12 protein-coding genes are annotated in these 14,455 nt (G+C 65.8%); 4 read left to right on the plus strand and 8 right to left on the minus strand.

Translation table 11 applies throughout. The features are described 5' to 3' along the window. The first annotated feature begins 64 nt into the window (after positions 1 to 64). Positions 65 to 547: a universal stress protein gene (locus OMP44_RS01320; protein ID WP_133862718.1), complete on the plus strand. Its 483-nt coding sequence runs from the start codon at positions 65 to 67 to the stop codon at positions 545 to 547. A 112-nt stretch (positions 548 to 659) separates the two neighbouring features. After that, positions 660 to 1,634, plus strand: coding sequence for an HTH-type transcriptional regulator CysB (cysB, locus tag OMP44_RS01325; RefSeq protein WP_007160555.1), 975 nt, complete (start codon positions 660 to 662; stop codon positions 1,632 to 1,634). Between the two features lie 270 nt (positions 1,635 to 1,904). Here cysB and OMP44_RS01330 read toward each other — a convergent pair whose 3' ends face one another. Beyond that, positions 1,905 to 2,828: a LysR family transcriptional regulator gene (locus tag OMP44_RS01330; protein WP_187979999.1), complete on the minus strand. Its 924-nt coding sequence runs from the start codon at positions 2,826 to 2,828 to the stop codon at positions 1,905 to 1,907. A gap of 102 nt (positions 2,829 to 2,930) precedes the next feature. On the opposite strand from OMP44_RS01330, the gene araD1 reads away from it, so the two are divergent. Beyond that, entirely contained in the window at positions 2,931 to 3,926 is a 996-nt protein-coding gene (gene araD1, locus OMP44_RS01335; RefSeq protein WP_280306062.1) for an AraD1 family protein, read from the plus strand. Positions 3,927 to 4,077: 151 nt separating this feature from the next. Further along, complete coding sequence (locus OMP44_RS01340) at positions 4,078 to 5,655, plus strand: aldehyde dehydrogenase (NADP(+)) (protein WP_273861386.1); 1,578 nt, start codon at positions 4,078 to 4,080, stop codon at positions 5,653 to 5,655. A gap of 253 nt (positions 5,656 to 5,908) precedes the next feature. On the opposite strand, the gene OMP44_RS01345 is transcribed toward OMP44_RS01340, so the two are convergent. The 7 genes from OMP44_RS01345 to OMP44_RS01375 form a co-directional block, all read right to left on the minus strand. Then, on the minus strand, positions 5,909 to 7,057 hold the full coding sequence (locus tag OMP44_RS01345; RefSeq protein WP_280306065.1) for an aldose epimerase family protein: 1,149 nt from the start codon (positions 7,055 to 7,057) through the stop codon (positions 5,909 to 5,911). A 123-nt stretch (positions 7,058 to 7,180) separates the two neighbouring features. Next, positions 7,181 to 8,920 carry an IlvD/Edd family dehydratase gene (locus OMP44_RS01350; protein ID WP_158892690.1) on the minus strand — a complete coding sequence of 580 codons (1,740 nt, stop codon included), beginning with the start codon at positions 8,918 to 8,920 and terminating at the stop codon, positions 7,181 to 7,183. Positions 8,921 to 9,003: 83 nt separating this feature from the next. Further along, the gene (araH, locus tag OMP44_RS01355; protein WP_280306067.1) at positions 9,004 to 9,972 is read right to left on the minus strand and encodes an L-arabinose ABC transporter permease AraH; all 969 of its coding nucleotides are present in this window, start codon (positions 9,970 to 9,972) and stop codon (positions 9,004 to 9,006) included. A gap of 26 nt (positions 9,973 to 9,998) precedes the next feature. Next, positions 9,999 to 11,525, minus strand: a complete 1,527-nt coding sequence (gene araG / locus OMP44_RS01360) for an L-arabinose ABC transporter ATP-binding protein AraG (RefSeq protein ID WP_133862725.1) — start codon at positions 11,523 to 11,525, stop codon at positions 9,999 to 10,001. 59 nt (positions 11,526 to 11,584) lie between these two features. Next, positions 11,585 to 12,589: a substrate-binding domain-containing protein gene (locus OMP44_RS01365; protein WP_133862726.1), complete on the minus strand. Its 1,005-nt coding sequence runs from the start codon at positions 12,587 to 12,589 to the stop codon at positions 11,585 to 11,587. A 221-nt stretch (positions 12,590 to 12,810) separates the two neighbouring features. After that, the gene (locus tag OMP44_RS01370) at positions 12,811 to 13,680 is read right to left on the minus strand and encodes an SMP-30/gluconolactonase/LRE family protein (RefSeq protein ID WP_280306070.1); all 870 of its coding nucleotides are present in this window, start codon (positions 13,678 to 13,680) and stop codon (positions 12,811 to 12,813) included. Positions 13,681 to 13,762: 82 nt separating this feature from the next. Continuing rightward, the gene (locus tag OMP44_RS01375) at positions 13,763 to 14,449 is read right to left on the minus strand and encodes a FadR/GntR family transcriptional regulator (protein ID WP_133862728.1); all 687 of its coding nucleotides are present in this window, start codon (positions 14,447 to 14,449) and stop codon (positions 13,763 to 13,765) included. Between the last annotated feature and the right edge of the window lie 6 nt (positions 14,450 to 14,455).

Raw genomic sequence — 14,455 nt, forward strand, 5'->3', positions numbered from 1 at the left:
GCTACGCTGGTGAGGCTATCCCGCGTCGTACCGGCCTGATCGGCTGATCTGGCCAGGAGGAATCGTGATCCGCTCGCTGCTTTACGCCACGGACCTGGGCCTGTGTTCGCCCTATGTCTTTCAGCATGCCTTGAATCTCGCCCGTATCCATCAGGCCCAGCTGTATGTCGTCCATGTGGTGGAGCCGCTCGGCCTGCTGGCGTCTACCCTGTTGCAACAGCATCTGGACGGTGAATCCCTGGACCGCCTGCGCAATGGCGGTCTGGATCTGGTGCTGGAGACCATCGAGCAGCAGGTGTTCGAATCCCTGCGCGAGGACCTGCTGGAAACTCCCGCCACCGTGGGGCTGGTGCGTGCCGTGCGGGTGGTGCAGGGCGATCCGCCAGCGGCCATCCTCAGGCAGGCCCAGGAGTTCGCCGCGGATCTGCTGGTAATCGGCAGTCGCAGCCAGGGCGACGCCCAGGTGACACCTCTGGGGCGGACCGCCAGCTGCCTGCTGCAGACCGCGCGCATCCCGGTGTACCTGGTTCCGCTGCGTCAGGGCTGATCCATGAGCGTCAGCCTTGCCCCTTCGCGACTTAATTCGATTTCGGTCTAGAAAAAGCTTAAGGGCTGCATTACTGTTATATGCTTGCGCACGGGGTCAGCGAGGAGCCGGCATGAAGCTGCAACAGTTGAGATATATCTGGGAAGTCGCCCACCACGATCTGAACGTATCCGCCACGGCCCAGAGTCTCTATACCTCGCAGCCCGGCATCAGCAAGCAGATCCGCCTGCTCGAGGACGAGTTGGGCGTCGAGGTCTTTGCCCGCAGTGGCAAGCACCTGACCCGGGTGACCCCGGCCGGCGAGCGGATCATCCAGACCGCGGGCGAGATCCTGCGCAAGTGCGAGAGCATCAAGCAGATCGCCCAGGAATTCTCCAACGAGCGCAAGGGCACCCTGTCCATCGCTACCACCCACACCCAGGCGCGCTATGCGCTGCCGGACGTGATCAGCGAATTCATCAAGCAGTATCCGGACGTGGCCCTGCACATGCACCAGGGTTCGCCGACCCAGATCGCCGAGATGGCCGCCGACGGCACCGTCGACTTCGCCATCGCCACCGAGGGTCTAGAGCGCTTCAACGACCTGGTGATGATGCCCTGCTATCGCTGGAACCGCTGCGTCATCGTGCCCCAGGGCCATCCCCTGGCCAAGGTGGAGCACCTGACCCTGGAGCATCTGGCGGAACAGCCGCTGGTGACCTACGTCTTCGGTTTCACCGGGCGCTCCAAACTCGACGAGGCCTTTGCCCGCCAGGGCCTGGAGCCCAATGTGGTGCTGACCGCGGCGGACGCCGACGTCATCAAGACCTATGTCCGCCTCGGCCTGGGCGTGGGCATCGTCGCCGACATGGCGGTGGACCACAAAGCCGATGCCGACCTGGTCTGCCTGGACGCCAGCCACCTCTTCGAGGCCAGCGTGACCAAGATCGGCCTGCGCCGCGGCACCTTCCTGCGTGGCTTCATGTGCGACTTCATCGGCCGCTTCGCGCCGCACCTGACCCGCGATGTCCTCACCGAAGCGATGCAGACGCCCTCGCGACAGGAGCTGGAGACCCTCTTCCACGGGGTGACGTTGCCGACGTATTGAGGTTGGTTTTTTTGATGGTTTATCGCGGCCATGGCGGTCCGCCGATGCATTTCAGGCCGCAGCAGTACGTAGCGTGGAAAACGGCGTAGCCTTTCCACTGGAGACTGCGCTGAAGGGGACAACCCTCACCCCAACCCTCTCCCGAGGGGAGAGGGGGCTATCCGAGTAGGCGTTTAGTCGCGTCAGACTCGGCGAAATCGCAACAAGCCGTAGTGCTTTCATCTATAGGAGCGGCAGCATCGGCGGACCGCCATGGCCGCGATAGATGTTTCACGCTTCCAGCCGCCACTGCTCCAGCAGCAGCTGCGCGGCCGCCGACAATCCCGCGCCCTGGCGCACCAGAATGGAATAGGGCTCGTTGCGGGTGCGCTGGACCACCGGCAGGCGGCGCAGCAGGCCGTGTCTTTCGCCGAACTGGGCGATGTCGCTGGGCAGCATGGCCACCTGATTGGCGTCTTCCTGCAGCAGGCCGAGCAGGGTGAAGGTGGAGGAGGTTTCCACCGGATAGCGGGGAAACTCCAGTTCCGCGGCGCGAAATTCCCGTTCCAGGGTCAGGCGCATGGGCAGGTTGGCCGGATAGACGATCCAGCGACTGTCGACCAGTTCGGCCAGCCCCAGCGTCTCCGACTCCGCCAGTGGATGGCGGGGATGGCAGACGATCTCCAGCCGCTCTTCGCGCACCTCCAGACAGTCATAGGCATCCGGCCGGCGGCTGACGCTGCTGCGGCAGATGGCCACTTCGATGCGGCCGGCGTCGAGCAGGTCGAGCAGACGCACACTGGTGTCCTCGATGATCTCGATCCCCAGCTGGGGTTGCGCCGCACCCAGGCGCGACACCGCGGCGATCAGGCGGGGCACGGCGCCCATGATCACCCCTACCGCCAGCCGGCCCCCTTCGCCCTGGAGAATGCCGAGCATCTCTTCGCGCAGATGGGCCAGGTCGCTCTCGATCAGCCGCGCATAGCGAATCACGCAGCGGCCCAGGTCGTTGGGCTGCAGGCCCTGGTGGGTGCGCAGGAAGAGGGTGGCGCCCAGGGTGCTCTCGATTTCGTGCAGCGCCTTGGTGGCCCCGGGCTGGGAGATGGCGATGCGTTCGGCGGCCTTGTGCAGCGAGCCTTCCTCGTCGAGGGCGATCAGCAGGCGCAGTTGCCGCAGGCGCAGACGGGAGGCGATGGAGCCTAGGGATGGCAGCATGGGAATAACCGTTGGTTATCGCGGGATAGGGAGCTCTCATTAGGCAGGCCCCGTAGCGCCGAGTAAAGTCTCCTTCAGGCGATAACCAACAAGGAGAATGCCATGCACCTGATTCAGTTCGAAGACCAACAGGGCCAGCGCCGCGTCGGCGTGGTCGAGCGCGGCGAAGTCCAGCAGGTCCGGGGTGCGACCAGCACCCGGACCCTGGCGCTGCAGGCCATCCGCGCTGGCGTGTCGCTGGAGTCTCAGGTGCAGACCCTGGGCCTGGAGCCCGGACCGGCCTATGCCGAGCTGCTCGATGGCGGCCGCCTGTTGCCGCCGCTGGACCACGAGGACCCCGCACACTGCCTGGTCACCGGGACCGGTCTGACCCACCTGGGCAGCGCCGCCACCCGCGACAAGATGCACCAGCAGAACAGCCAGGAGGAGGCCAAGCTGACCGACTCCATGCGCATGTTCAAATGGGGCGTGGAGGGCGGTCGGCCTGCAGCGGGTAGCGCGGGTGCCCAGCCGGAATGGTTCTACAAGGGCGACGGCGGCATCCTGGTGCGTCCCGGTGCCGATATCCCGCTGCCGGAATTCGCCGAGGACGCCGGTGAAGAGCCCGAGCTGACCGGTCTCTACGTGATCGGCGACGACGGCATGCCCTATCGCCTGGGTTATGCGGTGGGCAACGAATTCTCCGACCACGTGATGGAACGCAAGAACTATCTCTATCTGGCCCATTCCAAACTACGCTACTGCAGCTTCGGTCCGGCGCTGCGTACCGGTGAGCTGCCGCGTCATCTGGCGGGCACCAGCCGGATCCGTCGCGGCGAGCAGGTGATCTGGGAGAAGGAGTTCCTCTCCGGCGAGGACAACATGTGCCACAGCCTGGAGAACCTCGAGTATCACCACTTCAAGTATGCGCAGTTCCTGCGGCCGGGCGATGTCCATGTGCATTTCTTCGGCACGGCGACGCTGTCCTTCGCCGACGGTGTGCGCGTCGAGCCGGGCGACAGATTCGAGATCGCGGTGCCGGAATTCGGCGAGCCGCTGAGCAATGGCGTCAAGGCCGGCACGGCAGCCTTCCAGCCCGGGCAGGTCCAGCCGCTCTGATAGTTGTATGATGACTGCTGACTATGCGAATGCTAGAGTGGGTATCGCACAGGCTGGCCCGGCCGCTCTGAGACTGAGCGTGCCACCCCTTCGAAGACTACCCCAGTCGGGTGGTCTTCCCTGAACCCCTAGGTATAAGGAGTCGAGAACAATGCAGATCCAAGGCAAGAACTACATCGGTGGCGCTCGCAGCGGCGAGGGCGAGGTGCGGGTCTACAGCATCGACGCCACGACTGGCGAAAAGCTGCCCTACGAATTCTTCCAGGCGTCCGCGGCCGAGGTCGATGCCGCCGCCCGTGCCGCCGAGCAGGCCGCGCCCCTGTACCGCAAGCTGAGCGCCGAGCAGCGCGCGGCCTTCCTCGATGCCATCGCCGACGAACTGGACGGCCTGGGCGATGATTTCGTCCAGCTGGTCTGCCAGGAAACCGCACTGCCGGCTGGCCGTATCCAGGGCGAGCGCGGCCGTACCAGCGGCCAGATGCGCCTGTTCGCCAAGGTGCTGCGCCGCGGTGACTTCCACGGTGCACGCATCGACACCGCGCTGCCCGAGCGCAAGCCGCTGCCGCGTCCTGACCTGCGTCAGTACCGCATCGGCCTGGGTCCGGTGGCCGTGTTCGGTGCCAGCAACTTCCCGCTGGCCTTCTCCACTGCCGGTGGCGACACCGCCGCGGCCCTGGCCGCCGGTTGCCCGGTGGTGTTCAAGGCCCACAGCGGCCACATGGTCACCGCCGAATACGTGGCCGATGCCATCCTGCGCGCCGCGGAGAAGACCGGCATGCCCAAGGGCGTGTTCAACATGATCTATGGCGGTGGCGTGGGCGAGCAGCTGGTCAAGCACCCGGCCATCCAGGCAGTGGGCTTCACCGGCTCGCTGCGCGGCGGTCGCGCCCTGTGCGACATGGCCGCGGCCCGTCCGCAGCCGATCCCGGTGTTCGCCGAGATGTCCAGCATCAACCCCGTGGTGATCCTGCCCGAGGCACTCAAGGCCCGCGGCGAGGCCATCACCGGTGAACTCGCGGCCTCCGTGGTCCTGGGCTGCGGCCAGTTCTGCACCAATCCGGGCCTGGTCATCGGCGTGCGTTCGCCCGAGTTCAGCAGCTTCCTCGAGCGCCTGGCCGGTGCCATGAACGAGCAGGCGCCCCAGACCATGCTCAATCCGGGCACCCTGAAGAGCTACGAGAAGGGCGTTGCGGCGCTGCTGGCCCATTCCGGTGTGCAGCACCTGGCCGGTGCCAGCCAGGAAGGCAATCAGGCGCGTCCGCAGCTGTTCAAGGCTGATGTGAGCCTGCTGCTGGAAAACGACGAGCTGCTGCAGGAAGAAGTCTTCGGTCCCACCACGGTGGTGGTGGAGGTGGCTGACGAAGCTCAGCTGCACCAGGCGCTGCAAGGCCTGCACGGCCAGCTGACCGCCACCTTGCTGGCGGAACCGGCCGATCTGCAGCGTTTCGAGGCTATCATCGGCCTGCTGGAGCAGAAAGCCGGTCGCCTGTTGCTCAACGGCTATCCCACCGGCGTGGAAGTCAGCGATGCCATGGTCCATGGCGGTCCCTATCCGGCGACCTCCGATGCCCGCGGCACCTCCGTCGGTACCCTGGCCATCGATCGCTTCCTGCGTCCGGTGTGCTACCAGAACTATCCGGATGCCTTCCTCCCGGAAGCCCTGCAGAACGCCAATCCGCTGGGTATCCAGCGTCTGGTGAACGGCGAGAACACCAAGGCCGCGATCTGATCCTAGTGCTTTGAGGTGGTAAGAAACCCGGCGTCGCGAGGCGCCGGGTTTTTTATTGGGGGTGGGAAGGGGAGTGGCAGGACAGTGGAAAAGGCTGCGCCGTTTTCCACGCTACGGAACACGGAACACGGAGCACGGAGGCGAAAGGCGCTCCGCTCCTGCCCCCTCTCCCTCTGGGAGAGGGTTGGGGTGAGGGGAGCACCAAAGCAAAGGCCGCTCCCGGGAGCGGCCTTTGCTTGAGTCAGAGCAGGCCCTACTTGCCGGCGAACTTGAAGATCGTCGTCTGGGTGTAGGTCTGGCCGGGATCCAGGCGGGTGGTGGGGAAGTTCGGCTGGTTGGGGGCGTCCGGGTAGTGCTGGGTTTCCAGGGTGAAGGCGCCCCAGTGGCCGTAGGTCTTGCCGGCCTTGCCCTTGATGTTCCCTTCCAGGAAGTTGCCGGTATAGAACTGCACGCCCGGTTCGGTGGTGTAGAGGGTCAGGGTGCGACCGGAGCCGGGGTCGGTCACCACGGCAGCGGCTTTCTGCAGATCGCCAGCGGTGTTGAGCACCCAGTTGAAGTCATAGCCACCCTGCTTGGGTTCGGCGTACTTCAGTTGCTGATTTTTGTCGGCGATGTGCTTGCCGATGGCGGTCGGCTTGCGGAAGTCCATCGGCGTGCCGGCCACGGGCGGCAATTCGCCGGTGGGGATCAGCTTGGCGGTCACCGGCGTGTATTTGTCGGCATTGAGCATCGCCACCTGCTTGAGCACGGTGCCACTGCCGGCGCCGGCCAGGTTGAAGTAGCTGTGGTTGGTCAGGTTGAGCACCGTCGGCTTGTCGGTGGTGGCGCGGTACTTGAGGGTCAGCTGGTTGTGCTCGTCCAGCTGGTAGGTCACCTGGGTGGTGAGGGTGCCGGGAAAGCCCATCTCGCCATCGGGGGAGACATAGCTCAGGGTCACGCCGACCCAGCCGTCACCCTTGGCCGGCTCGGCCTTCCATACCTTGGTATTGAAGCCCTGGGGGCCGCCGTGCAGGGCGTTGGTCTTGTCGTTCTGGGGGATCTGGTAGCTCTTGCCGTCAAGACTGAAGCGGCCCTCGGCGATGCGGTTGCCGAAGCGGCCGATGGTGGCGCCAAAGAATACGGTGGGGTTGTCGAGATAACCCTGGACGTCATCGAAGCCCAGGACCACGTCTTCGCTGTGGCCCTTGCGGTCGGGCACCTTGAGCGCCTGCAGCACGCCGCCGTAGGTGATGACGGTGGCCTGCATGCCGTGGCTGTTGGTCAGGACGAACTTCTCGATGGGGGTGCCATCGGGCAGCTTGCCAAAGCTCGACTGCTGGCTGCTGAGGCCGGCCGCCTGGGCGGTAAGGGTGCTGATCATGAGTGACAGTCCAAGTCCGGTGAGGGCTAACGTGCGTTTCATCTCGACCACCTTTTCGGTTTGTTGTTGTGCAAGAGTGGGGCAGAGGGCCCCGAGTTCCGGAAAGAGAGGCTGCGCCAGCCCCTCACCCCGACCCTCTCCCGGTGGGAGAGGGGGTAGAGCCGGTCAATGGGAGTGGCGAGGCACCTCGGCGCCGCGGCAACCGACTAGGAAGTCGAAGTCGCAGCCTTCGTCGGCCTGCAGCACATGGTTGACGTAGAGGCGGCGATAACCGCCGGCCAGCAGCTGGTCGGCCGGCGGTTGCCAGTCGGCCAGGCGCGCGGCCAGTTCTTCGTCGGGGATATCCAGGTGCAGGCGCCCGGAAGCGCAGTCCAGTTCGATCATGTCGCCTTCGCGGACCACTGCCAGAGGGCCACCGGCCGAGGCCTCGGGTGCCACGTGCAGGACCACGGTGCCGTAGGCGGTGCCGCTCATGCGGGCGTCGGAGATGCGCACCATGTCGGTGATGCCCTTGGCCAGCAGCTTGGCCGGCAGGCCCATGTTGCCCACCTCGGCCATGCCCGGATACCCCTTGGGTCCGCAGTTCTTCAGCACCATCACGCAGGTCTCGTCGATATCCAGGTCCGGGTCGACGATGCGCGCCTTGTAGTCTTCCAGGTTCTCGAACACCACGGCGCGACCGCGATGCTGCATGAGTGCCGGGGTCGCGGCCGAGGGCTTGAGCACCGCGCCCTTGGGCGCCAGGTTGCCGCGCAGCACGCAGATGCCGCCGTCGGCGCGCAGCGGGTTGTCCAGGGCGCGGATGACCTCGTCGTCGCCGTAGATGGGCGCCTCGGCGCAGTTGGCCCAGAGGCTCTTGCCGTTGGCGGTCAGCGCCTCGGGGTGGGGCAGCAGCTTGGCTTCGCCCATGCGGCGGATCACCGCCGGCAGGCCGCCGGCATAGTAGAACTCTTCCATCAGGAAGCGTCCGGAGGGCTGCAGGTCGACGATGGTGGGGGTGCCGCGGCCGACCCGGGTCCAGTCGTCCAGCTCCAGGTCCACGCCGATGCGGCCGGCGATGGCCTTGAGGTGGATCACCGCGTTGGTGGAACCGCCGATGGCGGCGTTGACGCGAATGGCGTTCTCGAAGGCTTCCTTGGTGAGGATCTTCGATAGCCGCAGGTCTTCTTCCACCATCTCGACGATGCGCATGCCGGACAGGTGCGCCAGCACGTAGCGCCGCGAATCCACCGCCGGAATGGCGGCGTTGTGCGGCAGCGAGGTGCCCAGGGCTTCGGCCATGCAGGCCATGGTGGAGGCGGTGCCCATGGTGTTGCAGGTACCGGCCGAACGCGACATCCCGGCTTCGGCGGAGAGGAATTCGTTGAGGTCGATGGCACCGGCCTTGTAGGCCTCGTGCATCTGCCAGACGATGGTGCCGGCGCCGATGTCGCGGCCGTGGTGCTTGCCGTTGAGCATGGGGCCGCCGGTGACGACGATGGCCGGCACGTCGCAGCTGGCGGCGCCCATCAGCAGCGCCGGCGTGGTCTTGTCGCAGCCGGTGAGCAGCACCACGGCGTCCACCGGATTGCCGCGAATGGCTTCTTCGACGTCCATGCTGGCCAGGTTGCGGGTCAGCATGGCGGTGGGTCTGAGGTTGGATTCGCCGTTGGAGAACACCGGGAATTCCACCGGGAAGCCGCCGGCTTCATAGATGCCGCGCTTGACGTGTTCGGCGATCTTGCGGAAGTGGGCGTTGCAGGGGGTCAGCTCGGACCAGGTGTTGCAGATGCCGATGACGGGCTTGCCCTGGAATTCGTGGTCCGGGATGCCCTGATTCTTCATCCAGCTGCGGTACATGAAGCCGTTCTTGTCGTTGCTGCCAAACCACTGGGCGGAGCGGAGCGGGCGTTTGGGCGTGGTCATTGTCTTGTCCTCGGGCATTTCACGGGCAAAGCGGTCCCCGGCACGGCGCCCGTGGCGCCGCGGGGGGAGGGCACAGTCTGGGTTTAGCGCTGCTTGAAGCGGTCGATGACCACGGCCAGCAGCAGGATGGTTCCGCGGATGACGTACTGGTAGAAGGTGTCGATGTTCTTCAGGTTCATGGCGTTTTCGATGATCGCCAGGATCAGCACGCCGGCGATCACGTGGCGGATCATGCCGATGCCGCCGGCCAGGGAAACCCCGCCCAGCACGCAGGCGGAGATCACCGTGAGTTCGAAGCCCTGGCCGATCATCGGCTGGCCGGAGGTCATGCGCGAGGCCAGCACCACGCCCGCCAGGGCGCCGATCACCCCGTGCATGGCGAAGATGATGATCTTGGTGCGATCGACGTGGACGCCGGCCAGCAGCGCGGCTTCCTCGTTACCGCCGATGGCCATGGTGTTGCGGCCGAAGGTGGTGTAGTTGAGCAGCCAGCCAAAGAACAGGATGCACAGCAGGGTGATGACGATGGGCACCGGCAGACCGAACAGCTGGCCGTTGCCGAACACGAAGAACTGCTCCTGAGAGACGCCCACGGCCTTGCCGTCGGAGAAGATGTAGCCCAGGCCGCGCACGATCTGCATGGTCGCCAAGGTCGTGATCAAGGCGTTGATCTTGAGCTTGGCGATCACCAGGCCGTTGATCAGGCCGACCACCAGGCCCATGGCCAGGGCGGCGGCGACGCCGAGAAAGACGCTGTCGAGTTCGCGCATCACCACTGCGGCGACCACCCCGGCACAGGCGATGACCGAACCCACCGAGAGGTCGAAGTGGCCGGAGGCCAGGCAGAACAGCATGGTGCAGGCGGCGATGCCCACGGTGGAGATCGCCAGGCCCAGACCGCGCATGTTCAGCGGCGAGAGGAAGTTCTGCACGAACAGCGCGCAGAGGGTGAAGATGACGACGGCGGCCAGCATCATGGCCCAGTCGTCGAGGAAGCGACGCATGTCGAAGCCGCGGCGCGGCGGGGTCAGGCTTTGGGGTTGGGCGGACATGGACTGAACCTCTTTTCTTGTTTTCATCAGGCCCGGGTACGGGGCAGGGCGAGCTGCAGCAGGCGCTCGTCGTTGAATTCGGCGCGGGTCACCTCGCCGGTGATGGCGCCTTCGCTCATCACCAGGATGCGATCGGCCACGCCCATGACTTCCATCAGGTCGCTGGACACCACCACCACGGCGATGCCGCGGGCGGCGAGGTCATGGATGATGGCGTAGATCTCCGACTTGGCGCCCACGTCGATGCCGCGGGTGGGTTCGTCGAGCAGGAGCACCTGCATGGGCATCGACAGCCAGCGACCGAGGATGGCCTTCTGCTGGTTGCCGCCGGAAAGGTTCTTGATCTTCTGCCCGGCGTGGGGCGTCTTCACGTTCAGCGCGCGAATCTGCTTTTCGGCGTTGGCCTTTTCCCAGCGCCCCTGGATCAGGCAGCCGAGACTGGCGTGATGGGCGCGGGCGCTGATGTTGATGTTCTCGGCCACGCTGGCCAGCGGCACGATGCCTTCCTTCTTGCGATCTTCCGGGCAGAGCAGGATGCCGGCGGCGATGGCGTCACGCGGCGACCTGAGGCTGATCGGGGCGCCCTTGAGGCTCAGGCTGCCAGCCTTGTGCTTTTCCAGGCCCGCCAGTAGGCGCAGCAGCTCGGTGCGACCGGCACCGACCAGGCCGAACAGGCCGAGAATCTCGCCCTGGCAGACCTCGAAGCCCACCGGCTGCTGCAGGCCCTGGCCGAGCAGGCCCTCGACCTTGAGGCAGCCGCCGCCGATTTCGCGCGGGCGGTAGTCGTAGATGTCGGCGAGGTCGCGGCCGACCATCAGGGTGATCAACTGGTCGGGGGTGATGTCGGCCAGACGCTCGATGGTGCGCACGTGGCGACCGTCCTTGAACACCGTCACCGCGTCGCAGATGCGGAAGACCTCTTCCATGCGGTGGGAGACATAGAGCACCACCCGGCCTTCGTCGCGCAGCCGGGCGATGATGGTCATCAGCCGATCGGTCTCGCGGGCGGACAGCGAGCTGGTCGGCTCGTCGAAGGCGATGACGCGGGCGCCACGGGAGAGCGCCTTGGCGATCTCGACCAGCTGGCGCTGCCCGAGCGACAGGCGCCCGACCTTGGTGTTGGGGTCGATCTCTTCGGCTAGACCCTTGAGCAGGTCCAGGGCCTGGCGGCGCAGGTGGCCGCGATTGACGATGCCGTAGCGCGCCGGCAGGTGCCCGAGAAAGAGATTTTCGGCGACGGTCATCTCCGGCACCAGCTGCAGTTCCTGCTGGATCACGGCGACGCCGGCGCGGATGGCTTCGGCGGTGCTCTTGAACACCAGTTCCTGGCCGTCGATGTTGAGGTGGCCAGTGGTGGGGGCGTGGTAGCCGCTGAGGATCTTCAGCAGGGTCGACTTGCCGGCGCCGTTCTCGCCCATGAGGGCGTGCACCGAGCCGGGACGCACGTTGAAGGAGATGTCGGCGAGCGCCTTGACGCCGGGAAAGGTCTTGCCGATGCCGACGAAACCGAGGCTGTCGGCGCTCTGGGCGGTGGTGTGTTCCAGGGCTGCCATGAAGCACTCCTGTCAGACGAAAGAGGAGGGCGGCGCCAGGACCGGCGCCGCCGGGGTCATCACTTCCAGAGGCCGATCTTTTCCAGCTCTTGCTGGAAATTGGCGCGGGTGATGAGGGTGACCTTGTCCATCGCGGTGTACTTGGGCGGTTCCTTACCGGTAGTCACCCACTCGTACATCATGCTGGCGGTCTGGTAGCCCTCTTCGTGGGGGCTGGGCAGCATGGAGCCGAAGAAGCCGCTGTTGGCTTTCTTCAGTTCGCCGATGGCATCGGTGCCGTTGATGCCGATGCCGATCACCTGCTCGGCCTTGAAGCCGGCGCTTTCGGTGGCGCGGACGCCGCCCAGCACGGTGTTGTCGTTCATGCCGCCGATGATCAGGTGCTTGGCGCCCGAAGGCAGCTTGACCAGCGCGGAGGTGGTGGAGTCCATGCTGCCGGGCACGTCCAGGGTCTTCTGCGGCGCGAAGATGATGTGGTCGGCGGGCAGGCCGGCCTTCTTCAGGGCTTCCACCGAACCGTCGGTGCGCTTCTTGCCGGTATCCAGCTCGTTGTAGGTGTTGATCACCGCATAGGTGTCGTCCCACTTCCAGCCACGCTTCTCGGCTTCGGCGGCCATGGCGGCGCCCTGCTGCTGACCGACCTCGAAGGCGGCCATGCCCAGGTAGGGCACGTCTTCCATGAATTTGCCCTTGGCGTCGACGAAGCGGTCGTCCACGGCCATGACCTTGAGGTCGTTGAGCTTGGCCTTGGCCACGATGGCCGGGCCGAGGGAGACGTCGGGCGGGCAGATCACGAAGCCCTTGGCGCCGTTGGCGGCCAGGCTGTCGATGGCGGCGAGGGTCTTCTCGCCATCCGGCACGGCGATCTTGAGCAGGGTGAAGCCCTTGTCCTTGGCGGCTTTCTCGGCGAAGGCCCACTCGGTCTGGAACCAGGGTTCCTCGGGTTGCTTGACCAGGAAACCGATCTTGACCGGATCGGCAGCGAAAGCGGAAAGGGACAGGCTGACAGCGCCGGCGGCGAGGGCGGCACGCAGCAGAGAACGAACTCCCGGAACACGGAACATAGCTGGAACTCCTTGTTTTTATTGGTGTGGCCAGGCAATGCGAGGCGGCGGGCTGCCGTCGTGGAGGTCAGACGACGCCGCTCTGCATTGATATTATGATTGGATGGATGCGGGCGCAAGAAAAAGGTGACGAGATTTTTCGTCACCTCTGTCACCAAGCTGTTACATAGGGCCCGAAGCGGAAAGGCGCCGCGGAAGGGCGCCTGGGTCGGTAGGATGAATCAGCCGGCGAACCTGTGGCAGGGCATGCCGGCGACCGGCGCGGTCGCCTTGAGCAGGGCGCCGTCGAGGGTACCGTCGGCGGCGGCGCTGGTGACGTAGAGGGTGCGCAGATCCGCTCCGCCAAAGACGCAGCTGGTGGGCCGCTGCACTGGCAGCTCGACGATCTCCAGCAGCTCGCCCTCCGGCGAGAAACGCAGCAGGCAGTTGCCGTCCCAGCGCGCGTTCCATACGCAGCCTTCGCTGTCGATGGCCGAGCCGTCCGGCGAGCCGCGCTCGTGGGGACCGGCCCAGACGGTGGGTGCACCCAGGTTGCCGCTGGCATCCAGCGGATAGCGATAGAGGGTGTCCTTGAGGGTGTCGGCGCTGATGACGTGGTTGTCCGCCGCGCTCCATACCAGGGTGTTGGCGATACCGAGGTCGCTGGCGTGCCGGCTGACGCTGCCGTCGGGATCGATGCGGAACAGGCCGCCCGAGTGTCGGTCGATGGCCACGTCGCGGCCCTGGGCATCGAGGTTGTTCTGCATGGTGCCCAGCCACAGACGCCCCTGGGCGTCACAGCGGGCCTCGTTGCCGCGATTGCCCGGATCGGGATCGGCGACGCAGAAGAGTTCCAGCGCGGGACGCTCTGGCGGGGAATCGAGATCCAGGCGGAAGACGCCGTTCGGCAGGGTCACCAGGGCATCGCCGCGGACCGTGGGCACGAAGGCGGAGCAGGGACGATCCAGCTGCCATTCCTGATACTGCTCGCCGCGCAGGCGGCAGGCCTTGAAGCCGGCGATGTCTACCCAGTAGAGCGCCTGGGTCTCCTGGTCCCAGAAGGGGCCCTCGGCCAGTTTGAAGCGCTGGGGAAGCAGCGGCTGCCAGTCCATCGTTCACCTCTCTTGTTGTGGCAGGACGAAAAGCTTAGGCATGGGAACCCGAAAGGCTGCGCAGGTTGCGCCAGGCACGACGTCAGTCGGTATAGCGCGCCAGGGTCACCGCCGCGCTGTCGATCAGCATCATGCAGGCCCAGACGGCACGCGCCGCATCGCGCGAGGCGATGCCGTCGGCCAGGGTCTTGTGCAGGGGGAGGGTACGCCGCAATTCGTCGGGATCGGCCGACGACAGGGTGAAGGAGGCTGCCAGCAGCGCGCCCAGGGCGGGTACCATCTGCTCGATGAACTGATTGTGGCTGGCCGCCAGGACGCATTCGTGGAAGCGCTGGTCGGCGGTGTTGTAATCGCCGCCATCGAGCGACGCTTCCAGGTGCTGGTAGGCGACCTGGATCGCCTGGACCTGCTCGGGGGTGGCCCTTTCACAGGCCCAGCGCACTGCTGCCGGCTCGATGGCGTGACGCAGATCCAGCAGGTCCTTGACGAAATGGGCGGGCAGACCGCCCGTGGCCAGCCAGCCCACCACCTGGGTATCGAACAGATTCCAGCGACTGAGCGGCAGGACCCGGGTACCGACCTTGGGGCCGACTTCCAGCATGCCCTTGGCCGCCAGGGTCTTGATCGCTTCGCGCAGGATGGTGCGACTGACACCCAGTTCCTGGCAGAGATCCGCCTCTACCTTGAGGGCGCTACCGGGTGGAAATTGCCCGGCCGCGAGTCGCTGGCCGAGTTGTTCTACGGTAGAGGCATGGTAGCTGCTGGACATGAGGGC

Source organism: Pseudomonas flavocrustae (assembly GCF_029872515.1).
Classification (GTDB): domain Bacteria; phylum Pseudomonadota; class Gammaproteobacteria; order Pseudomonadales; family Pseudomonadaceae; genus Chryseomonas; species Chryseomonas aestiva.